A 23,384-nucleotide genomic window follows, 5' to 3' on the forward strand; every position below is an offset into this window, starting at 1 on the left:
AGATCAACGTACAAATCAATGCGTGCAGACAGGTCAGACAACCTGGCAGACCAACAAAAAAGGGTTTTCCATCCTGCTTCAGGACGAGAAAACCCGCGGTACCACCTAAATTGCTTCAGTCAGTTGAATTCTGTATCCGCTCTGGATTCTTCTTCACTGCCGAAAACCTCTTCGCCTAACGCTGCGTCGGCGTCAGCTTCTACTCCATTCAAAGCCGCTGCTCCCAGACTACCTTCCCCGTCCTGTCAGGTTTCCTTGCACCAACCGGAAACTCTCTTGCTTTCTCAGACCGGGTACTCCTTCTGTTCCTCGCATTTATGTTCAGTTTAATCATTTTCTGCCAAAAAACAAGAATCGCACCAGTTTCCGGCAAAACTTGCCTTTACTCCACAGCTTTTCCTGCTCCAGATCAGCGCGGCCAGTCATATTTTGTGCAATCAATTCACTTCAGCAGTCCGCCCATTTCATTTCGTACCATAGGCAATTTCTCTCCATCCAAATTGCCAGACAGTTTGGGCGGACATTGCCTATGGGCTTGTCAGGAAGTTCTTCCGCCCGGTTTCTTTTACAGTCCCTATTTTTCTGGGATTGCTTCATTTATTTGGCATGATTTCAACTGTCCGCCATCTTTTCTTCTTTAAAAAACCCTTAAGTTTCCCAAGAATTCGGCTATTTTTGGGTTTTGTCCGACCGCTCATTTTGGATGGGTAAAAAAGGCCGGTATACTCAAGCCAGGCAAAACTGGAGGACGCATAGCTCTGGTCTGCTTGAAAGTCGATCGCGGTTGCTCTGGCTGCCGATTGATTCCATCGATTGATAGAAAGGATGAATATAAACCTCTATGCAACGAGAAAAACTTGGCTCCCGGCTGGGATTCATTCTGCTTTCGGCAGGATGTGCCATCGGTATTGGCAATGTGTGGAAATTTCCCTACGTCGCCGGCCAGAATGGTGGAGCTATCTTTATTCTGATTTACCTGTTCTTCCTGGTCATTCTGGGCCTGCCAGTCATGACCATGGAATTTGCGATCGGGCGCGGGGCGCAGAAAAGTCCAGCCTCGATCTATAAAACCCTTGAACCTCCGCATTCACACTGGCACTGGCATACACCTTTTGCGATTGCGGGCAACTATCTGCTGATGATGTTTTATACAACAGTTGCCGGATGGATGCTGAAGTACTTTGTGGATACGGTCCTGGGGGCTTTTGAGGGCCTGAATCCGGATGGCGTAGCGGCCTATTTCAGCGGCACCCTCGCTGATCCGGTTGGTGAAGTCGGCTATATGGCCATTATTGTTGCTGCCGGCTTTGCGATCTGTGCCATTGGCTTACAAAATGGTCTGGAGCGGATCACCAAAGTGATGATGAGTGCCCTGCTGATCCTGATGCTTGTTTTAGCAGGAAACTCTTTGTTTTTAGAAGGAGCCGATGAAGGTCTGAAATATTTCCTGCTTCCCGACTGGAATCGATTTCTGGAAATCGGACCACTCAATGTCATTGTGGCTGCCATGAACCAGGCCTTCTTTACCTTGTCTCTTGGAATTGGAGCCATGGCGATTTTTGGATCTTATATTGATAAAGATCGCTCTTTGCTGGGAGAATCACTCAACATTTCCCTGCTGGATACCCTGGTCGCGATCTGCGCAGGGCTGATCATCATTCCGGCCTGCTTTGCTTTCAAGGTCGATGTCACATCTGGACCCAGTCTGATCTTCATTACGCTGCCAAATGTCTTCAACCAGATGCCGCTTGGCCGTCTTTGGGGATCGTTGTTCTTTCTATTCATGACCTTTGCGGCTTTTTCAACCGTTCTGGCTGTGTTTGAAAACATTCTGGCTTCCTGCATGGATACCTTTGGGTGGAGTCGTAAGAAAGCCTGCCTGATCAATGCGATTGCGATCTTCATCCTCTCGCTGCCCTGTGCTCTTGGATTCAACCTGCTCGCCTCCATTCAGCCACTAGGCGCTGGCAGTACGATTCTCGATGGTGAAGACTTCCTGGTTTCCAATATTCTGCTGCCGGGCGGCTCTTTGATCTTTGTTCTGTTCTGTACGTCAAAACTTGGCTGGGGCTGGGACAACTTCAAAAAAGAAGCCAATATGGGCAAGGGCTTAAAAGTCCCGGAATGGATGCATCCCTATTGTAAATATGGTCTGCCCGTGATTATCGCGGTGATTCTGGTCATTGGTCTGCTGCCTAAAGCTTAAATTCTGGAGAACCTGCAGGTTCTCCTTTTTCAATGCCCTTTTCTTTCAATGTCCTTTTTGCCCGAACTGTCTTTTTCTTTGACTTAATTTGCCCTTCGACTTTCTAACTGGTTTGGTTTCTGTTTTCAAAAGGATAAAGGCATGACTGTAATCAGCCCGACTCATTCAGGATCCAGTTTTCTTGATCTTGCAGGCAGGCAAAGTGAGAGTAAAATTGCCAAAAAGCCATAGAGTTTGGCAAAGGCAGGCAGTGTTTTCAATTTCTTTCAGAAACTCGCATTATAATACCTAAGAATTTTCAAAATTCGAATTCATCCCAAATTAAGAAAGTCAGGTAACTCTATGAAATATGCTGCAAAGCGCGTCAATGACATCCACGCGCCTTCCTTTTCCGACCTTGCCGCTTCCAAAACTTCCTATACCAGACGGACCGGTCAACAGGTCATCGACTTTTCCGTTGGTTCTTCCAACATTCCTCCTTGCAAAGAAGTCAAAGAAGCGATCGCCAAGGCTGCTCTGGCTGATGAAAACTATCAATATACCCTTCAGCCCTCCAGCGCAGTTTTAAAAGCTGTCCAGGACTGGTATGCCCAACGTTATGGCGTCGAACTGGCTGAAGAAGAAATCTTCCCGCTTAAGGGTTCCCAGGAAGCGTTAAGCCATCTGCCGATGGCCCTACTGGATCCAGGCGATCTGATGCTCATTCCCGATCCCTGTTATCCAATCTATCGAACTGCCCCTTTACTGGCAGGAGCAGAAACGTACTTTATGCCCATGCGTAAGGAAAACGACTATCTGATTGATTTTGATGAAATTCCTGAAGAAATTGCCAAAAAAGCCAAACTGATGCTGGTTTCCTATCCTTCCAATCCAACCGGAGCGGTTGCCGGCGACGACTTTTATGAAAAGCTGATTGATTTTGCGACCAGAAATGAAATCCTGATCATTCATGACAACGCCTACAGCGAACTGATTTTCAATGGTGAACCTGGCCGCAGTTTTCTGTCTTATCCAGGGGCAAAGGAAATCGGTGTCGAACTCAATTCATTTTCAAAATCCTATTCCATGGGCGGAGCGCGAATGGCTGTTTTAGTCGGTAACGCCGATCTGGTTGCCCCGTATTCCAAACTGATGAATACAATCGATTTCCAGAGCTTCGGCCCAGTCCATGCTGGAGCCATTGCCGCCCTGACCCGATCAGGAGACTTTGTCAGACAAGTTCGTGAAGAATACAAACGCCGTGCTGAATTTCTGATCGACCAGTTTGCCCGTGCCGGCTGGAAAATTGATCCGGTAAAAGCCACAATGTTTGTCTGGGCTCCCATCCCTGATCAATATGCCGATTCTTCTGAGTTCATGAACGTCCTGCTTGAAAAGGCTGGTGTGCTGACCAACCCCGGAACCAGTTTTGGCAAGGAGGGTGAACGATTTGTCCGCCTGGCATTAGTGCGCAGCGATGAAGAAGTAGCGGAAGCCGCCAGACGAATTGCCCAGTCTGGCCTGTTCGCCTAAAAGGTAAAAGAAGCAAAAAAGCGGTCCCATTATGTCTGCCATGTTGGGGGCCGCTTTTTCAATTCAGCTTTTATTTTTAAATCTGATCGGAGTTATTTTCGAAAGCTGGTGCAGCCTGGACTTTTTTCACTTTTAATCAGTTCAGCAGCCGACGAAATGATTTCCCTTTTCCTTTTTGCTTTCAGATAAATAGCGTTTACCCATTCACACATTTCTGGGTTAAGCTCCACAGAGCTCGCCTTCAAAATCGAATCAAAAATAATCTGATTCTTGAATGGCAGCAGGGCTGTTTCAACGCTGGCTGGAAGATCATGAGATGCAGTCAGCTCGTCCCACGATGAAAGAATCGGCTCAACACAATAAACGCGAGAAGTGTTGGTCGCAATCAGAATGGCTCCTTTTTTTACAATCCGATCGATCACAAAGGTCGTGTTGACTCTATATTTCCATTTTTGGATAATTTCTAATTCATCGCTACTAAAATGGCCAGGATTTTCAGATACATATTCGTCAATGACTTCGCGATGACCAAACATATAGGAAGCAATGTTGTAGATTGTTTCTTCGTCCATAGTGACGATAGGACGGCCCTTTTGTGTGGCTACATGGGAAATACAATATCGAGTATCAACGAACTGCAAAACCGAAAGCCACAATTTATAAAACAATTTGACATCTGAACTGGATAAAGCCATACAATCCTCCCTCATATCAATTGCCTGCTGTTGCCGGCGATTTTTTCTCCGATGCTGTGGTGGTACCAATAATTTTCCATAATAGAAGTACTGAACAACTTCAACTCAATGTAAAGCAATGCTTTCTTCTTGATCGCCAGAATATCTATCAAACTGCCAGAAAGAAGAAAAGCCTGGTCTTCCTTGTGGAAACAGAACCAGGCATAGATTATCAAAGCGGATCAAAAACTGAATTCATGGCAAGCCATCAGACAAAACCCAAATCTGTTCCTGACTCATTCACGAACTCAAGTTCTCTCAAAAGCGTATCATCCTCTTGCCAGCAAGATCCTGCAGCCTATATCAAGATTCAATAAGGAACCGCTAAATATTAATTACCAATAGATAAGCTCGCTATCCCTTTATACAAAGTGATTTCGACGATTATCCGTTAGATCAAATATTAACTGTTTAATAGCATTGGGCCATCCTGGAAAATCAGCACGCAATCTGCGATCTCAAGCTTGTCTTTACGATTAATGAAAGGTTACGCCTTCCTTTTTTCACTTTGAATCAGCCTTTTTGCCGTGTCAATGATTTGGCCGGCCCTTTTGGCTTTCAGATACTTTTCTTTCAACTGGCTTTGTATGCCTCCACCACAAGACACAGGCTCTCCCTGCATCACAGAAGCATAGGTGATCTGGTCTTTAAAGGGGAGCAGAACAGTTTGAATGATCACTGGCAGGCTCTGGTTTCGAACCATTTCCTCCCAGCTTGAAACCAATGAACTCACGCAATACACCTCTCCATCCAACGAAACCAGCATTGCTCCTTTTTTCAGAATCCGCTCGACATAGAAATATCCCTTGACTGGATACTTCCACGTACGGATAATTTCCAGTTTTTCGTCGTCAAAATGGTCCGGATTCTCAGATAAATATTCGTCCACGATATTGAGATGCTCAAACAGATAAGAAGCAACGCGGGCGATTGCCTGGACATCCAGCCCTACCGGCTGTTCCAGCACTTTCGGGAGGCTGTCACTGATGTGGTAATGATTATTAACGAACTGTAAAAGCGAAAGCCATAATTTATAAAACAAAATAACTTCTTTATTCGATAAAGCCATAAGATTTTCTCCTTGTCCTGCTGATTGTCGACGATTCTTTTCACTGCTCTGCTGTCGTCGAAGACCGCTTTTTTCCATTATTGAAAATCCAGAGCCGAATGTAAAACCTGGTTCTGTCTTTTCCCCTGAATTCAGATCCATCTTTATCGTCTTTCAACGAATTGAACCTGATCTTTTCCATCTGGATTTTTCACTTCAGTTTCCAGTTTGACCGCACCTGAAAAGGGATGGCAGAAGCTTTACTTCTTTTCACTTTCAATCAGCTTGTCTGCTGTATCTATGATTGCTCCAGCTTTTCTGACTGTCGAGTAGACTTCCTTGAGATTAGAACGCACGCCTGGACCAAACATCATTGGCATCTTCCTTAACAAACCATCATAAGTGGTCTGGTTCTTGAATGGCAGCAGAGTCGTTTCAATCATTACTGGCAGCTGCTGGTCTCTGACCATCTCCTGCCAGTTTGAAACGAATGGACTGACGCAATAAACTCGATCATTGTCTAAGATGAGCATACCTCCTTTTTTCAAAATTCGTTCCAGAAAAAAGCTGCCATTGACCGCATATTTCCACGAACGGATAGTTTCCAGTTCTTCCTTATCGAGATGGTCAGGATTTTCAGAAGCATAGTCCTCAAATATTTCACGATGTTCAAACAGATAAGAACTGACACGGTCGATTTCTTCTGGGTGTGTGTTGAGTACGTCGGTTTCGACCAGAACCTCTGGCAGACCACCTGTAACATGATTACGATTATTGGTAAACTGTAAAACTTAAAGCCACAGTTTATAAAACAGCTTGATATCTTCCGTTGAGAAAGCCATAAAAATTCCTCCTTTGTCAGTTTGTTGTCGAGATTGAGCTTTTTAACTCTCTTGGATGGCAGCAGACTTTTCAATCTTTCTGGTTCTTTTTTATTATTCAAAAGTTACGGCCCAGTGTAAAGCAAGCTGTCTTTCTGACAGATTTATCTCCCTTTCAGGTGCAAAAAAATCCAGCTATTTATCTTAGCTGGATTTCGTAGAGGCGATCTTAACTGCCTGCAATGGAGCTTGGAAGCAGTTTTTGGAAGTCAGATGTCATAGCAATGAATCAAATCTTCAAGCGTCAGTTTCTTTTTCTCTTCGCCCTTGAAGTCGTGAGTAATTTTTCCGTCCTGGAAAATCAGCAGCCGATCTCCGTTTTCAAGCGCGTCTTTGAGGTTATGGGTAATCATCAAAGCCGTGATCTTATTTTTGGCAATCAGGCGGTTGGTGACTTCCAGAATCTTTTTGGCACTGACTGGATCGAGGGCTGCAGTATGTTCATCGAGCATCAACAGTTTAGGCGGATGGGCTACAGCCATCATTAAGGCTACCGCCTGACGCTGGCCGCCGGATAACAGACCGATCGGCGTTTTCAGCCGGTCTTCCAGACCCATATCGAGTTGTGAAAGGATTTCTTTGAACTGTTTTTCTTCTTTCTTGCGAACGGCAATCGCAAATGGGGAGCGGCCAGAGGAAATCGCCAGCCCCATATTTTCTTCAACAGTCATATGGGGAGCTGTCCCCTGAGAAGGATCCTGGAACAGCCGGCCGATGGTTCGGCTGCGCACGTGTTCAGGCTGGTCGGTGATATCCACACCATCCAGAATCACCGATCCGGATTTCACTTTTGCCGAACCGGTAATGGTATTGAAGAAGGTCGATTTGCCGGCTCCATTTGAGCCTAAAATCGTCACAAATTCACCGGGATTGATTTTGATGGAGACGTTGTCCAGCGCCTTTTTTTCAAGGGTTGTTCCCTCATTGAAAATGACGGTGACCTCTTTAAGTTCAAGCATTTTTCTTCCGTCCTTTCATGCGGCGCTGGTTGGCCATGATCTTTTGAATATAAGGAATAGAAATGGTGATCGCAACCAGAACCGAAGAAACCAGGTTCATGTCGGCTGCCGCAAAGCCAAGACGCAGCGCCAGGGTGTACAGAATCCGATACAAAACCGCACCCACGGCCGCGGCGATCAGACCCATGCCAATGTTGCGCGGGCGCAGGATGGCTTCACCGATAATGATGCCGGCAAGACCTAATACCAGCATCCCGGTTCCACCGGAAATATCGGCAAAGTTCTGAAACTGAGCCAGCAGCGCCCCAGAAAGACCAACCAGCGCGTTGGAAAGGCTCAGTCCTAAAAACTTCATGTTGTCGACGTTGATCGAAGAGGACTTAACCATCATTTCGTTATCGCCGCTTGCGCGAAGCATCAGACCCAGATTGGTTTTAAAAAACCAGTAGAGCACGGCAATGATGATGGCCACAATGGCAAGCAAGACCCATAAACGTGTATTGGGATTGGAAAGAATCGTTGGAGCAGGTTTTCCGCCGATAAACAGGTTGATTGTCGGGGTATTGTTCATGATGCGCAAGTTGATGGAATAAAGACCTGTCATGGTCAGAATTCCAGCCAGCAGTGGCTGAATTTTCATTTTGGTCTGTAAAAACGCTGTGACACATCCACATAAAGCTCCTAAAAGCATTGCGCAAAGCAAGCCTAAATTTGGCATCCCCTGTAAAGTCATCATGGCGCAGATGGCTGCCCCTGTAACAAAAGAGCCATCAACCGTCAGATCCGGGCTGTCCATGATGTTGACGGTAATGTATTCGCCAAGGGAAAGAACCGCAAAGACCAGTCCTAACTGAATGGCATTGAGAAGTATTGTTCCGTTCATAAATTCCTTTCTGTTTTTTATCTGTATGTTTTTGAGAGTTCAGGAAGAAGCGATCAGGCAAAGGCCTGACTTCCTGCGATTCTGACTGAATTTATCCTATCGATCAGAACCAAAATCTTTCCTGTCAAAGTCTGACTTTTGGCAATGATTTCCACTGTTTTTCATCCTCTTTGGAATTCATCCTCTTTGGATTTTCGGTTTTCCAAAAAAAGAACGGCGGCCTCAGTTCGGGCACACCGTCTTACTGTTGTCCGGAAGCAGAAATCAATCCGAGATTTTGTTTGATGCCTGCTCATTTCTGCTGTTCAGTTTCTGTTCTTGATTAGAAAGAGCGGGCAGTCCTGGAATAGTTGTCATTTGTCTGATCAGAACAGCCGATCAATCGTTCGATGAACCTTTCTTACTCTTCACCAGTTACTTTGACCAGGTTTTCGGAGTTTTCAATCTCAGCTGGAACCTCCACTTTGGTCTTGCCGTTTTCTTCTAAAGCCTTGAGGACATCTTCATTGATGTAAACATTGAGATCATCTTTGAAGACTTTCACAGGCATTGTCGCCGGATCCGCACCATTGAGAATATCGATGGTCATCTTGGCACTTTCACGACCGAGATCTTCATAGTTGATGCCGACGGTTGCAAACCCACCGGTTTCAACCATAGAATCCGCGCCCACATAGTAAGGAACACCAGCATCTTTGGCCACCTGAGCTAAGGAAACCATACCCGTTGCAACCGTATTGTCGTTAGGAGAGAACATGGCATCTACACTGTTGGCCAGTTCAACGGCTGCCTGCTGCATGGTGGTGTTGTCAGTTCCTGTTTTTTCGGTTACAGTCAGACCTTTCGATTCGGCGTATTCTTTAAAGCGGCTGGTTGTTGCCACGGAGTTGGCTTCACCTGGGTTATAGAGCATGCCGACCGTTTTGATATCTGGTGTCAGCTGGAGCATTAAGTCAACGATCTGTTCGACCTGAATTTCATCACTGGTTCCGGTGATGTTTCCACCAGGTGCATCGAGGCTTTCAACCAGGCCGGCAGCAACTGGATCCGAGACTGCAGAGAAGATCACGGGTGCTTTGTCAGCATAATTCTGAGCCGACATGGCTGTTGGTGTCGCGATGGCTACGATTGCATCGACGCCATCATTGGCATATCCGGTCATGATGGAATCCAGGTTGGATGTCTTGCCAGCAGCATTCTGGTAATCAATTTTCAGATTTTCACCTTCGATATACCCTTCCTGGCTGAATTCATCGAGCATGGCATCACGGATGGTATTTAAGGAAGGATGATCGACTAACTGAGCCAGGCCAATGGAATAGACTTCCGTAGTGGCTGCACTGGTCGAAGAAGCAGCACTGGATGTTGTCGATGAAGCCGGAGCTGACGAAGAAGAGCACCCTGCAAATAAAGCAGCAGCCATCAGCGCGAAAGATTTGCGAAAGTAATTCATCGTTTTCATAACATTTCCTCCTGTTTTTCTGATAGTCCATTCAGAGCAAGGCTAAAAAAAACTGTCCTGTTCCATGATCAAAACACGGAACAGGACAGATTAATTTCTGCGGTACCACCTGTATTGGCTTGCGCCCACTCATCGAATGCTATCACATTCTTCTTTCTATAACGGGAAAGGCCCGGCTTCGCTACTGTACAATGAGTTCACGTCGCCCTTGGAAGTCCATTTGCAGAACGGTAATCATCCGGCTTACACCCTCCCGGACTCGCTGTCATCCCTTTTTCTGTTTGATCTCTTCCGCATCGGTTTTCAATACAAGTTGTTGATGGTTGAAATATAGTGGATTGTCTTCAAAGTGTAAAGGCAAAGGTCCTGACTGTGCCAATATTGTGTAAAAACGGCTGATTTTTTTTCTGAAAACCATCCTTTTTCAAGTTTCATCGGCCAGAATTGCCGAACTTTTTTCAGGCCAGTTTAAACCAGGACGATCAGACCCAGTTTTGACTGTTCAACTCTTCCCTGATATTTGAAGCGCGGCTTCTTTGACATTGGAAGTGCGCAGTTGACAGTTTTCCTCCTTGATTTCTGGCTTCAGCAAAAACAGGCGCTCAGAAATCTGACTTTTTAATTTTTTAATAGAAGTCAGAATTTCCATAACGGTCGATCATGTACTGATACCAGTGTCGATATCTGCTGCCGCAAGGTTCCTGGTTCATCCGCTCCTTGACCGTGACCAGTCCATCGATTAATTTCGGAACATCCAGTGAAAACGACACTTCATCTGGATCTACGTTCAGATCACCATAGATCGAATTGACTGGTGTGTACGTAGCGACCAGACTCCAGTCGTCCGGATTGTATTGTCTGACTCCATAGACATAGTTGGACTTGGTAGATTTTGTTTTTGAAGCTTTCGATTGTACCGTCTGTTTTACCATCTTTTTGGCAGAAGGAGCAGGCGGGGTCAGTTTTTTGAGAAGGGATTTAGTCGATGGAAAATCTAATTTATCGGCTTCTTCGAGCGGAAAAAGTTCTGCTGCTTCCTGCCAGTCAATCGCTCTTTCCAAAAGACCAGTCATGCAGTCTTTTCTTGCCTGCTTGGTGACAGGAAGATCATATTGTTTTAAATACGTACTCGTTGCCGGCTCAATTCCCTGGTAAACAAGAATCATCTCTTCAGGCACATGCCGGGTTTTCAGGATGCTTTTAGGATTTTTCTGGATTTCATCAAACAGATCCAGCATCCGCCAGACTAAGATCACAGGGGGAGTTCTATTGAAAATGTAAGAATCAGAAACTGGCAGAAACTCTTTGACCACCGTCATTGCTTCTTCTTCGGAAAATTCTTCGGCCCCTAAAATACGGTCGATATTCCGATCAAGCCATCCCTTTTCCGTGAAACGGAAATCTGGAAACCTGACATCAGACTGCAAAGCGAGATCTACATCCCGAGTATAGCTCCAGTATCGATGGTGCCAGACCTCTGGATCCGCTTTTTTCATCAACGCAATCACATCGTCAGACAGATTCACGTCTGTCGTCCGGACTCCAGACTCATCTGTCGTGGCTCTGACAAGTTTATCAAACAAGTAGGAGCCAACCTTTATGGCGGTTTTTGGAATTTTCATCTGCTTTTCTAAATATTCAAGCAGCGGGTCATAGACTGCCTTACCGTAGACCGTTGGTTTCGTTTTCGCTTTTTTCATTGTTGGTCATCCAATTTTCTTCTTCAGAAGAATCCAGAGGACATATTCTCCTTTCCCTTACAAAATCTATTATCCACGCCACTGAATTGCCCGCATCAGTTCTTCCGGAGTCAGTTCAGTCAGTTTTTCTGCATCCAGATCATTGATGACCTGATCCGCCAGATCCTGCTTCTGGGCAAGCATGGTGCTGATAACTTCTTCAATCGTATTGGTCGAAACAAACTTATACACCGTGACATCGTTTTTCTGCCCGATCCGAAAGGCCCGGTCACTGGCCTGGTTTTCAACAGCCGGATTCCACCAGCGATCAAAATGGATGACATTCTGGGCCGCTGTCAGGTTCAGACCTACGCCAGCTGTTTTTAAAGACAACACCAGGAATGGAAGCTTACCATTCTGGAAATCTTTTACAATCTTCATCCGGGCTTTGGTAGAGGTGCTGCCATCAATGGAAGCACCCTTTTGTTTGAATTCTTTCTCCAGCAAAGCCACCAGAGCGGGAATAATCTGCGCAAACTGGGTAAAGACAATGACTTTCTGGTCGTTTTCAGCAATGGTCTGGGCAATATCACGCAGTGCTGCAAACTTACCGGAACGCGAAACTGAATAGTCCCCCGTCTTCTGAAACTGTGCCGGATGATTGCAGATTTGTTTAAGCTTGGTAATAGCAGCCAGAATCTGGAATTTCGCCTGGAAAGACGGAACTTCCCGAAGGGTCTTTTCAAGGGTTTCTACTTCTTTTCGATACAGCACAACCTGTTCCTTGCTTAAATCCACATGGACTTCAATCTCATTTTTTTCCGGCAGATCCGAAATGATGGTTTTATCCGTTTTCATACGCCGCATGACAAAAGGCGCAATGATCTGTTTGAGCTGAGCCAGACCCTCCGCATTGTTTTTGAAATAAGAGAATTCATCCCGGGTTCCAAGCAAACCTGGATTGATGAAATCAAAAATTGACCATAGTTCGCCAAGATTGTTTTCAATTGGAGTTCCCGTTAAGGCGACTTTAAAATCTGCATTCAGCTGTTTGATTTTTTTAGTCTGCTGGGCCTGCGGATTTTTAATGGCCTGCGCTTCATCGAGAATGATGCAGTCCCAATGGACAGTTGTAACATAGTTCGAGCGCAGACACTTCTGATAGGTCACTAAGGTAATGAGCGAATTGACCTGTCCTTCTGGCGGTTCGTTTTTGCCATCCAGAATGGTATAGCTCATCCATGGCGCAAATTTACGAATTTCCGCAACCCAGTTGCCAACCAGGGTAGCAGGAACGACAATCAGGATCTTTTTCTTATTGCGATTGCGCATATTTTCGATCTGCGAAAGAATTTCAACGGTTTTTCCAAGACCCATATCATCAGCCAGGATAACGCCTAAATGATGCTGCTCCATCCGATCCAGCCAGGAATAGGCCTGTTTCTGATAGGGACGCAGCACTGGCTCAAAGCCTGGGGGCAGAAGATGGGGTTCAACGGGATGATTCAAGCCGCATCTTTGCATAATCCAGTCTTCATAACTGATTTCCAGCTCTGGGACATCCTCTTCTCCATCTGCTCCTTCGCCCTGCATCGCAAACAGGGTACTCAAAGACTGGCTAGATTCACGGAGCTTCTGGAATCGTTCGAGCAGCGTGGTCAGCTGCGCATGGCTAGCATCAACCCATCGATTATTGATTTTCTGATAGCCTTCATCACGGCCAAGAAGCTCTTTGGCCTCTTTTTCGGTAATTGGCTGGCCATGATACATCATTTCCGGAACATAGGAAAGCAAGGTCTCTGAACTGATCAGGCCTGGACCATCGTTTTCAGAGGACCAGATAAACTGGAGTTTGGAAGACTTATTATTCATCCATTCCGGAAGCATGCAGACAATGCCAAGTTCTTCAAATTTTGGAATATCGTGCATGAACTGCAGGGCTTCATCATCCGTTAAGCGCAGCGGCTGCAAAATCAGTCTTGTCTGGATCAGGCGCTTGATAAACTCGCTGCCAGCAGCGGCCTGATCTAGCCTCTTTTCCAAAGTGCTCGTTCCATAATACGATCTTCTTTGCTTTTTCAATGCTTTGGCAATGGAAAGCCATTGAACTCCAGCTTTATTCTTCACCGGGACCATGGCCAGAAACGCAAACGGATAGTCTGGATTATCGGGAACATCACTCAAAAAGAAATGAAGCTGATCGACAACAGTTGAAAACTTCTTTTCACGCATCAGTTTCAGCAGACTGCCGCTGGAACGATTGGCATACTTATTCAGATCCAAATAAAATTCCGTAAAGAGAGCCCGCAGGTTTTCTGGATAGAAAAATGTAGAATGGATTCCATCATCCAGCTTTTCTCCGATCTCCGTCGCTTTGTCATAGTGCAGCTCGATCCGGCGAACAGAAGATGAGGAATACAAGTCTTCTGTTCCAACATATCCTGGAATATGATTGATCACTGTCACAAACTCAAGAGCCAGACGCTTAAGCAGTTTCATCTGCGGTGAGGTAATCGCTCCATCAAATAACAGAAGTCTGCTTAAAAAAGCTCCCTGAGAACGTCCATAAGCCTTGATCAGCACTTTTTCTTTTGCTCTTTTCGAAGCCCGCTTTGTATTCAACAGTTCAAACTGCGTTCCATCAATGTTCGCATCCAGTATCATCCGCTTTTTCTCCTTTTCTTCTATCCGTTTTCTCCTGCTTAGAATTGATTACACAATTCCGTTTTTTATTTCAGTTTTTCAATCATCACATAGATTTACCTTGAGTACAACCTTTTCACAGTCAAAGACCATTCCTGCTCTTTCGAAACTTCGCTTTCTCTTCGTGTTAAGCTGTTTCATAATTATGCAAAATCTGAAATAATCTTCCTTCGAAACGTTCTGCAGCTTTTAAAGAACCAGCATCTTAAGCAAAATCGTGCTCGATTCCAGGTCAATCCGGCTGGCCCGGCTGCTCTATTAAACGTTCTTTGTGGAAAGATATCTTTCCTCTTTCTCTAGAAGCGACTGATGGACCGAAAGCTGAGATTCATCCGGTTTTTGTTCTGGCAGAATCCAGCAAATTTCTTGAGGATGGTCTGCATGAAATCGCAGACTGAAGGCAGATCGTTACCCTGACCAACTCTCTGATCCAATCTACAGTCAGCTCCAAGATAAAATCACTATCCTCTTTGCCTCTCAAATTCTTGAAGAAGACAAAGCCTGCTAAGCTCAGTTCCCGCACTCTTCTTCTTTGGAATCAGCTGCTATACCAATCTCAAATAAGACGAGTGGTTTGTTCTTCGAAATGCTGCCCCAACCCAAACTCTCTACTCAGCCAGAAAGCTTTTCCCGTCAGAATCGAACTAAAAAAACAGGCTTCAGACAGCCTGATCTTCTTGTTCTTTGCATTTCTTCCAATCCTCAAAAGTCATACGGTTGATGATTTCATCCCGATATTCATTGAGAAGCGGTACGGGCATGTGATCGACGGTGTGGTCGAAGACAAAGCCGATTTTCTGCTGGGCACGGGCGGATTTGGCGTTATTTACATAATGACCGCACCAGATCGTTTTCATGCCAAGTTCTTCAAATCCATGGGCAAGGAGAGCTTTGCTGGCTTCAATGACATAGCCATGGCCCCAGTAGGGTTTGCCAATCCAGAAACCAATTTCGCATTCGCCTTCTGGATAGATGTGGTCATTGCGGCTGCTCAATAAAGAAATTGCACCAATGGGCTGGTTGTTCTCTTTCAGGCAGATGGCATAGTTTTCTGGTTTAGAGAAAACTGTCTGAATAATTCTCAGGCTTTCTTTCTCATCCTGATGGGCTGGCCAGCCGGCAGCCGGGCCTACATCGGGGTCTTTGGCAAGTTTGTAAAGAACTGGCGCGTCCTCTTCTTTCCAGGGACGCAAAATGAGTCTTGGGGTAGTAATAATCACTGTTTTTCCTCCATATATCGGATATTAGGCAAGATGTCAGGCAAGGCTGCCCCACCCAAACTGCTCAGCAGTTTGGGTGGGGGTGTTGGCGAAGAGTATGAAAGGCTTTGGTCGAAAAATGCCTCTTTCGCAAGTGATCCTGAATATATCTTCATCAATCAACAACTTAAAAACAGGGCACCTTAAAAAAGCACCCTGTAAATCGTCTGATCGTCGTGAATCAAAAATAAACAGCCAAATCCTGAAAAGCCATTTACTCAGGCAGATGAGGCAGATTGCGGATATCCTCATCCTGTGAAATGCCATCTCGATAAGCTCTGGCCGATTCAATTTTCTGAATGCGGCGTTCGCCTTCGTCAGCCATTTCTTTGAAGGCATCGAGCTGGTTTTTAAGCTGCGGCAGAGCTTTCTGCTTATAGCTGTCCACTGCATCAAGGGCTTCAAAGGTATTCTTAAAAGCTTCCCGGAGGGTTTCGACACTGACATTGGCTTCCATGGCCTGCTGCTGGATCGATGCACCCTGCTGCTTGAGCATGACAGATGTGGAGCGGATCAGGTTGTTGGTCGTATCGTTGATCATCTTCACTTTATCAAGCACAATCTTCTGGTTGTATAAAGCGGAAGCAACGGTTACGGCAGTTCGTAAAGCCGAGACGGTTACGTGCTGGGCTCTTTCAACTGCGCGGATCAGCTCTTTGTTATTGCGGCGGACAATTTCCATCGCAAAATAGCCCTGCTGGTTGACGGCCTGCATCTGCTGAAGATCCATCACCTTCTGGCGCAGCGGGAACAGAATTTCATCCTGAATGTATTTAATTTTTTCGGGGTCTTCGTTATTGATCTGCGCTTCTTCCAAAGCTTTGGAGACGGCTTCATCCATCTGGGTGCCCAGTTCAACCTGCTTGCCCAGTTTTACCGTCAGATCGCGCAGCGAAGCCTGTTCGATTTCAAGGGTTGTATTGTCATTGATTAAAGCGCGTTTGCCGGCTTCAAGGGATTCCATGATTTCTTCAATCTGGGAATCTGCTTTTTCATATTTCTGGAAGTAGTTTTTGACGGGATTAAACATTTTGCCAAACAGGCTGTTGTTATTGAAGTTAATCCCTGTTGGATCGAGTTCTTTCATTTCACGGTTCAGCTTGGCCAGTGAATCCACCACCTGCCCGCCTTCGGAACCGGTTTTGGACAGGTCGTTGAGGGTCTTTTCCAGCATTTTATTTTTCTCGCTGGATTTTACGACGATATCTTTACCAAAGCTGTCAATGGTGTTGGCAATATTCCGTCTTTCTTCAAGAGAATCAAGATTGATTCCCATTACTTCTTTTGCGTTTTCTGCCGCCATATTGGACAGGGCAGTTTTCTGCTGGGGCGTCGGATTTAAAGGTTCGGTAACCTTTTCCTTATCGAGCGCATCCACATCCATACTGAAAGCCATATGTTCTCCTTCTGCCTGATCGGCTGTTTATCGGTTCGCTCCTTGAGACTGGAGCGGTTGGTTTACATGCATCATGCCTGATCTAGTTATATCAAAGAGTATCTGTCATGATCAGAACAACATTCTTCCTTCAACGAAATTTGAGAATTTATTCAGAATTGGTCCAGACAAATCCAACATATTGTCAAGAACCTGAGCGGACTGGATGAAAACCGTGTCCGGACTGATTCTGAATTCAGGAAGATCCGGAATCTATCAAAGAATTAATGCTGCTGACGATACAGCTTGGTCTGTTCAGTCAGCTGGCTTAATTCCTGCATGGCCGGCAGATCATCCAGATCGCCCTGCGGGTTAGACAGATTGTTCACTTCCTGAAGCAGACGGTCAAACCGGATCAGGATTTCTTCGTTTTTCTTCAAATCCGCCGCAATGGCATCAAAACTGGCCTGGTAAGGTTTGATCGCATCTGTGTATTCCTGATGGATTTTGAATAAATGCTCATAGCCATCCGCATCAAAAATCGCGATCCGGTTAAGAATCTGCGTAACATTTTCATCAAACAGATACAGACAACGGTTAATCGTTTCCGCAAATTTGGCATAACTGATCCGGGAACCCTGAAAGTAGGACTTCAAAGCCACATCCAGCTGTTCACTCTTCTTTTCCATGCGGACGCACTGGTTATCAAGCTCCCGCATCTCTTTTTTAAACACTTTTGGATCGGCTTTCTTGACTGCCTTCAAGGTTTTTCGAAGCTGCTCTTCATCCAGCAGCCCCGCCATTTCCATATCCTTATTCGAATTCTGCTTTTTATCCTTTGGCCCTTTCACCAAAAGGAAAATTCCGATTCCAAGCAGGATCAGACCTGGCCAGAAAAATCCGGCTCCAGCTCCAAAAACGCCGCTTCTGATTCCGGAACTCGTCAGAAGACCGCCGCCTAGCCCCAATACAAACAGGCTGATCAGCCAGGGAATATTTATTTTTTTCTTCATTTTTTTCACCTTGAAACCAATATACCATGGATTCGCCACACTTCCTGAAGCAGACTGACGGCCTGTTTCATTCTTCATATTTTCAATGACCTGATTGAAACTCAGACAGATTTTTCTGAAGCCGCCCAAAAAGCGTGTAGAGCCAGACATTCCTTTGTCAAAAGAATCTAACTTTCTTTTCTGTAAGACTAGAACATTAATTATGATATTTTTCTTATCTATTATTTATTTTACGTTCGATAAATATAAATATCTGGTTGTAAGTTGTTCATAATCGGTATTGACGATTGAATATATCCGCTTTTTAATTTTTCATGAAAACAAGTATGTTACGATCAGATTAATTCAGTGACTTCACGCTGATAACATGGAGATAAAATCATTATGGCTATTTATCGAAATCTTAAAGTTGATATTCCAACCAGTCATGTGCTCTTTGAAAAGCACAAAAACAGCGACTGCCCCATTATCAAGTACGTGATCGAAGCTCCCTACAACCGCGAGAAAGGTTTTCCACAGCCAAAGCGCGTCACGATCGGCCATCAGTGTGCGGATGATCCAGCCAAAATGCATCCGACCACGCAATACCAGAAAATCTTTCCAAAGCAATGGGAGAATCTGATGTTTGAATCCAACACGCCCCCTGTTAAACGCATTGGCGTTTTCACTTTGCTTCAGGCAATCAACCAGAAAACTGGTCTTCTCAATCTGCTCACCCAGATTTATGGCGTTCAAAGTGCCTATGCATTGCTCGAACAGGCCCTTTACCCTCTTCTCTATCCAAACAAGGACACTTTCCAAGAGCTCCAGTCTCTTCTGACTTCATGGCCGCCTTTGGGAAATGAGGTGCTTTTCGTCGCTGGTTTTGAGCATCAGGATTCTGATGCAAAAACAAAGACAGATTCAAAACAGAAATCTGAATCTGCCCTCCCCGCACTGTTTTTCCAGAACCAGACCAAAGATCAGGAATCTCTGTTTCGCAAAACATGGGCCGCTAGCTGCCTTGGCACAGGTCTGAAAAAGGTGTGGCTTTGCGTGGATGGTTCCAACCAGGATTGGAGCCACTCTGGTGTAAAACTGATGGAAAATGACCATCTAAACAATCCGGACTTAAAGCCTGAACCGATCAGTTTTGCCTGTGCGCTCAACGAAGAAGGCAAACCTGTTTTCTATGACGTTTTTGAAGGCGGGCTTACCAATTCCAAAGCTCTGGTCAGAACGATTCACCATCTTGAAGATCTTGGCTTCTTTTTAGAGGGGATTCTGGTCACGCGTGGAGTGTGCACCCCTGCTTTGCTGGAACTTTTTTCAAGTCTTGCCCTTCCCTGTCTGATTCTGGTCAATGATCCGCCAGCTTCCTGTAAAGAACAATGGATTGAGTCGGGAAAAGCCATGAAAATGAATCTGGATTATCTCATTCCATTCACCACTCTGTTTGGGATGCAGATGGAAATGCCAGTCTTTTCCAGTCTGGACAAGCCTCAGAAAGTCGCGTTGCTCTATGATTTCCAGCAGGCTCACTTACAAACCACAACCCTGCTTGATCAAGTGTTCCATGCTCAGGCTGCCATTCAAGAGCAGCTGGATCAAAATCGGCCCGTCCAGATTGATCCGGAACTGGAAAACTTTTTGATCATCGATTCAGAAGGCAGCGCTCCTGTCCGGATCAATCGGCCTGCTTTGCAGCAAGCCATTGACAGGCAAGGTCTGGAGGGGTGGATTTACTCGTCCGACCTTACGCTTTCTGAAATTCAAAACATTCAGACAAGACAAAGCAAGATGGAAAGCTATCTGAAAACAATGAAGATTCAGCTTGGCTATGGCCAGTATCCGGTAATTCTCAATTCAACTGTAAATGTTCTCTTTCTGATCGGTTTTCTGCGCTCGATCATTGGTTACGAACTTGAACAGGCCGCCAGCCTCTGTCATACCAACCTGAAAGCCATTCTGGAAGAAATCCACGATCTGCAAATCCACAGGCATCATGACAATTATGTCTACGCCCACAATCAAAGCGATGAACTCCAGACTTTCTTTGAATCGCTTGGCATTCGGGATATGCAAAGCCTGATCTATCTGTCCGTTGCTTTTGAAAACCATCGTTTGGTCGGTCTTCACTCCTCAAACCCCGATCAAAAGATCAATCCGGCAACTCTTACAGACATCGCCTCGCCTGCACCCCGCCGACGCGGCGTCAAACCTGGAACGATCCGCGGTCCCTATAATAAAAACGGAGCCGCCCGTAAAAAGCCAGGCGTTCCGGTTGGCACCAAGCGCGGCCTCTACAATAAGGATGGCAGTCTGCGTAAGAAACCCGGCCGCAAATCCAGACAGGACGAAAACAAACCAAAATAAGCAAAACCCAAAAGCGCCCGCAAATTCGACTCTTTTCGAACTTGCGGGCATTTTCTCTTTGCCAGTCTTTCGCTTTCAGATCTTCTTGCCATTCTGAAGACTGGCTCTATTTCTTAAGAATGTTGATCTTAATGATATTGATATTAATAATATTAAGGATATTAACGATGCTGATCTTCTGGCTATGAAGATTGGCTCCATCCATTCAAGCCATCAGTTGTGGACTATTTTCCAACTTCCACATAGTCTGCTTCTTTTTTGCCGTTAAACGGTTCTGAATAGACGGAGTATTCAAATCCAATGACTTCACCATCCTCTTTGTTTTGCTGAATCTGATAATAGTTCATCGTGCCCTGAACTTCCATCTTGACGTAAACGATATCGCTCTTTTCAAACAGTTCCGTCAGATCCGCACTCTTTTCATGGTCAGTCAAAATGATGCGGCCGTCTTTATACTGGACAGACTGGGCAAAAGTCTCATAAACATCTTGTGGGGGCAGTGGCGTTTCATGGCCAAACCGGTCGATCTCAACGCCACCGCCGCCTCCGATTTCCTGACCATCGGATGTGGCAAAGGTGTAGCCGCCCTGACCATCTGGAGTGGCTTCGATTTCAACCTGCTCACCATTGAACCAGCCATTGATCATGGTTCGAAAGCCGCCAAGATCTGCGGCATACGCGCCAGTCGCTCCAAATAAGCAAATCAGGGCAGCAGCGGCTGTAACCGCCATTGTTTTTGTCTTTTTCATAGAATTTTGCTCTCTTTTCTGTAAGTCTTCAATCCGTACCGGCTCAGGATCCTGAAGGATATTCATCGCCTGCCGATAGCGTTTCTGATTGTCGAGAAAAGCAGGATCATTCTTCTTGTTCATCGTTCCAGTCTCCTTTCAGTTTTTCTTTCAGCTTCTGGCGGGCGCGCGACAATCTCTTGCGCACTGCTGCTTCACTGATGGAAAGCATCTCCGCCATCTCTGGGGCGCTGTAATTTTCGTAGTAGTACAACTGCAAAACCATTCTTTCTTGAGCAGGCAGTGAACAAATCACATTAAACAGTTCATGTGCCTGGTCATCCTGGTGCTGGGCGGTTTCCTGAATCTGGTCAATGGAAACCCTGTTGCGCCTCCAGAAGGCCCGTCGTATGTCTTTGGCCTGATTCAAAACCGTTCGAAACAACCAACGGCGTATGTGTTCTTCATTTTCGAAGTTCATATCCTTCTGGTAATACTTTAAAAACGTGCTCTGTACGGCATCCTGGGCATCTGCCTGATTTTGCAGGACGGAATAGGCAGCCAGATACAGGTTTTTCTGGTATTTCGCCATGAGATATTCAGTATCCAGCTGCATTCTCTTCCCTTCTTTCTATCTTGCGCAGATGCGATGGTAAATCTGTGGTGTTGGTTTGGATCATGAATCGTATGTTGAAAGGTCCTTTCACCTATACCACGATTCAGACCTCGAAAGTGTGACCGGAAGCCAGAAAAATTTTGATTTTTTAAAGAGCCGCTTTTTGAAGCACAAAGATCATCTGACAAAGAAAAAGCAGCGAATAAAAGTAATCAACAATAAGGACGATTTAAAAAGCGAACGAAAAAGGGACAGACATCTGCTGTCTGTCCACATTGGGGTTTCTTGATTTGGGTTTCTGGATTTGGGTTTCTGGATTTCAGTTTCGCAGCACTTAGAGGTTGGCTCCATTCTGGGCAATCGTATCCTGATACCAGTAATAGCTGTCTTTTGGATAGCGCTTCATGTCTTTGAGCTCCGTTTCGCCGCGGTTGACGTAAACAAAGCCATAGCGTTTCTTATATCCCTGATGGGTGCTGACCAGATCAATCAAAGACCATGGGCAATAGCCGATCAGATCCACACCATCCTGAATGGCCAGGCCGGCCTGTTTAAAGTGACGGGTCAGATAATCGATTCGATAGTCATCATGGATCGATCCGTCTTCTTCTAAAACATCCAGACTGCCAATACCGTTTTCGGTGATCAGTAAGGGCAGGTGGTAGCGGTCGTAAATCCGGCGCAGGGTTGTACGCATGCCCACTGGATCAATCTTCCAGCCAAAGTCGGTATTCTGAAGCAGATCGTTTTCTTCGGCACGGAAGACACCCTCTTCACCTACCATTGTCTGCTGGTCGCCATTTCTTGGCTGGCGGTCATGGCCATCGTTTTTTGCCGCGGAAACCGTCGCGGTCGCATAATAGTTCACGCCCAGAAAATCCGGTCTGGCATTTTTGAGAATTTCCATATCACCTGGCGCAATTTCTGGTGCCAGGCCTTTTTCTTCTAAATAAGCCCAGGCCAGTGGATTGTATTCACCGCGTACGTAGACATCCATATACAGCCAGTCGCGGATCGCTTCCCAGTTGTCAGCAGCGATAATGTCTTCGGGCCTGCAGGTTTTTGGATAGACCGCAATGATGTTCGGTGCGGGTCCGATTTTGGCTTGTGGGTCCATCTCGTGGAGCAGAATGCAGGCCTTTGCCCCGGCGAGGAACATGTTGTGATTTTGTTGATAAAGTTCTTTCTGGCTTGGCACTTTGCCAGGATACATCGCATTTGGATGGTTGATCATGACATTCTGCTCGTTGATGGTCAGCCAGTATCTGACCTGACCCTTGAATTCTTCAAACATCAGGCTGGCATAGTCTACAAACGCATCGATGGTTTCAGGATTGGACCAGCCGCCTTGTTCATGCAGCGCTAAGGGCAGATCAAAATGATAGAGCGTAACAACAGGTTCAATGCCGGCATTGCACAGTTCATCGATCAGATTGTGGTAGAACTCCAGGCCTTCTTCATTGATCTGGCCGGTGCCTTTAGGGAACACGCGGCTCCAGGAGATCGAGAAGCGATAGGCTTTGAGACCAAGCTGTTTCATCAGGGCTACATCTTCTTTGAAATGATGGTAATGATCACTGGCATCTTTAAAGTCAGCCTGGTTGATTGGGCGATGAAGGTCCTGGACCGAAAGCCCTTTGCCATGGCTGTCGGCGCAGCCTTCAACCTGATAGGCGGAAGTCGAAGCGCCCCAGAGAAAATCTTTGGGGAACGTACTTGGTTTTGAATAGAACATGGGATTTTCCTTTCTGCCGGGTGCTCCGGCTTTTATCTTTTGACTGCTTTATTGACTTGAATATTCGTATCTGGTGTCTGTTTACAGCTCCCAGGAAGGCCAGAGAGGATCACTCTGGTCTTTGGGACTGTAAGAGAGGGTGTTTTTTCACAAAGCCAGGAAGTTATCAATTTGTCTGGCTTCACTGGCTTGTTGGTGTTTTGAATGGCTGGCTTGAATTCTTGCCCAACTCAACG

Annotated in this window: 17 protein-coding genes and 1 other annotated feature; of the genes, 3 read left to right on the forward strand and 14 right to left on the reverse strand. The window is 45.7% G+C overall.

Annotated features, from left to right (window positions below; translation table 11 throughout):
* Positions 1 to 76: 76 nt before the first annotated feature.
* Positions 77 to 319, reverse strand: a binding site (T-box leader).
* Positions 320 to 841: 522 nt separating this feature from the next.
* Together U4956_RS01645 and U4956_RS01650 are read left to right on the forward strand one after the other, a co-directional pair.
* The gene (locus U4956_RS01645) at positions 842 to 2,206 is read left to right on the forward strand and encodes a sodium-dependent transporter (protein WP_323088525.1); all 1,365 of its coding nucleotides are present in this window, start codon (positions 842 to 844) and stop codon (positions 2,204 to 2,206) included.
* Positions 2,207 to 2,548: 342 nt separating this feature from the next.
* On the forward strand, positions 2,549 to 3,718 hold the full coding sequence (locus U4956_RS01650) for an aminotransferase class I/II-fold pyridoxal phosphate-dependent enzyme (RefSeq protein ID WP_323088528.1): 1,170 nt from the start codon (positions 2,549 to 2,551) through the stop codon (positions 3,716 to 3,718).
* Between the two features lie 92 nt (positions 3,719 to 3,810).
* Here U4956_RS01650 and U4956_RS01655 read toward each other — a convergent pair whose 3' ends face one another.
* The 11 genes from U4956_RS01655 to U4956_RS01705 form a co-directional block, all read right to left on the reverse strand.
* Positions 3,811 to 4,413, reverse strand: a complete 603-nt coding sequence (locus U4956_RS01655) for a hypothetical protein (protein WP_323088529.1) — start codon at positions 4,411 to 4,413, stop codon at positions 3,811 to 3,813.
* 526 nt (positions 4,414 to 4,939) lie between these two features.
* Positions 4,940 to 5,521, reverse strand: a complete 582-nt coding sequence (locus tag U4956_RS01660; protein ID WP_323088530.1) for a hypothetical protein — start codon at positions 5,519 to 5,521, stop codon at positions 4,940 to 4,942.
* Between the two features lie 239 nt (positions 5,522 to 5,760).
* On the reverse strand, positions 5,761 to 6,033 hold the full coding sequence (locus U4956_RS01665) for a hypothetical protein (RefSeq protein WP_323088531.1): 273 nt from the start codon (positions 6,031 to 6,033) through the stop codon (positions 5,761 to 5,763).
* Positions 6,034 to 6,590: 557 nt separating this feature from the next.
* Positions 6,591 to 7,340, reverse strand: a complete 750-nt coding sequence (locus U4956_RS01670; RefSeq protein WP_323088532.1) for an ABC transporter ATP-binding protein — start codon at positions 7,338 to 7,340, stop codon at positions 6,591 to 6,593.
* Positions 7,333 to 8,223: an ABC transporter permease gene (locus U4956_RS01675; protein WP_323088533.1), complete on the reverse strand. Its 891-nt coding sequence runs from the start codon at positions 8,221 to 8,223 to the stop codon at positions 7,333 to 7,335. Before U4956_RS01675 ends, U4956_RS01670 begins: the two co-directional genes overlap by 8 nt.
* Positions 8,224 to 8,623: 400 nt before the next feature.
* The gene (locus tag U4956_RS01680; protein ID WP_323088535.1) at positions 8,624 to 9,685 is read right to left on the reverse strand and encodes an ABC transporter substrate-binding protein; all 1,062 of its coding nucleotides are present in this window, start codon (positions 9,683 to 9,685) and stop codon (positions 8,624 to 8,626) included.
* Between the two features lie 626 nt (positions 9,686 to 10,311).
* Positions 10,312 to 11,385, reverse strand: a complete 1,074-nt coding sequence (locus tag U4956_RS01685) for a hypothetical protein (RefSeq protein ID WP_323088536.1) — start codon at positions 11,383 to 11,385, stop codon at positions 10,312 to 10,314.
* A gap of 69 nt (positions 11,386 to 11,454) precedes the next feature.
* A complete protein-coding gene (locus U4956_RS01690) occupies positions 11,455 to 14,028 on the reverse strand; it encodes a DEAD/DEAH box helicase (RefSeq protein WP_323088537.1) in 2,574 nt (857 codons plus the stop codon).
* 698 nt (positions 14,029 to 14,726) lie between these two features.
* The gene (locus U4956_RS01695) at positions 14,727 to 15,287 is read right to left on the reverse strand and encodes a GNAT family N-acetyltransferase (protein ID WP_323088538.1); all 561 of its coding nucleotides are present in this window, start codon (positions 15,285 to 15,287) and stop codon (positions 14,727 to 14,729) included.
* Positions 15,288 to 15,540: 253 nt separating this feature from the next.
* A complete protein-coding gene (locus U4956_RS01700; protein WP_323088539.1) occupies positions 15,541 to 16,722 on the reverse strand; it encodes a toxic anion resistance protein in 1,182 nt (393 codons plus the stop codon).
* A gap of 263 nt (positions 16,723 to 16,985) precedes the next feature.
* Positions 16,986 to 17,714 (reverse strand): hypothetical protein, encoded by a 729-nt coding sequence (locus tag U4956_RS01705; RefSeq protein ID WP_323088540.1) that lies wholly within the window; start codon positions 17,712 to 17,714, stop codon positions 16,986 to 16,988.
* A 384-nt stretch (positions 17,715 to 18,098) separates the two neighbouring features.
* Here U4956_RS01705 and U4956_RS01710 point away from each other — a divergent pair, with 384 nt between their 5' ends.
* Positions 18,099 to 20,069, forward strand: a complete 1,971-nt coding sequence (locus tag U4956_RS01710) for a hypothetical protein (RefSeq protein WP_323088541.1) — start codon at positions 18,099 to 18,101, stop codon at positions 20,067 to 20,069.
* 224 nt (positions 20,070 to 20,293) lie between these two features.
* Here the strand turns inward: U4956_RS01710 and U4956_RS01715 are convergent, their stop codons facing one another.
* From U4956_RS01715 to U4956_RS01725, 3 genes are all read right to left on the reverse strand, one after another.
* Positions 20,294 to 20,941 (reverse strand): hypothetical protein, encoded by a 648-nt coding sequence (locus U4956_RS01715; RefSeq protein ID WP_323088542.1) that lies wholly within the window; start codon positions 20,939 to 20,941, stop codon positions 20,294 to 20,296.
* Positions 20,925 to 21,413: a sigma-70 family RNA polymerase sigma factor gene (locus U4956_RS01720; protein WP_323088543.1), complete on the reverse strand. Its 489-nt coding sequence runs from the start codon at positions 21,411 to 21,413 to the stop codon at positions 20,925 to 20,927. The genes U4956_RS01715 and U4956_RS01720 overlap by 17 nt, the downstream gene beginning before the upstream one ends.
* A 334-nt stretch (positions 21,414 to 21,747) precedes the next feature.
* Positions 21,748 to 23,148: a glycoside hydrolase family 1 protein gene (locus U4956_RS01725; protein ID WP_323088545.1), complete on the reverse strand. Its 1,401-nt coding sequence runs from the start codon at positions 23,146 to 23,148 to the stop codon at positions 21,748 to 21,750.
* Positions 23,149 to 23,384 lie beyond the last annotated feature (236 nt).

The organism is Allobaculum sp. JKK-2023 (assembly GCF_034745455.1).
Classification (GTDB): Bacteria; Bacillota_I; Bacilli_A; order Erysipelotrichales; family Erysipelotrichaceae; genus Allobaculum.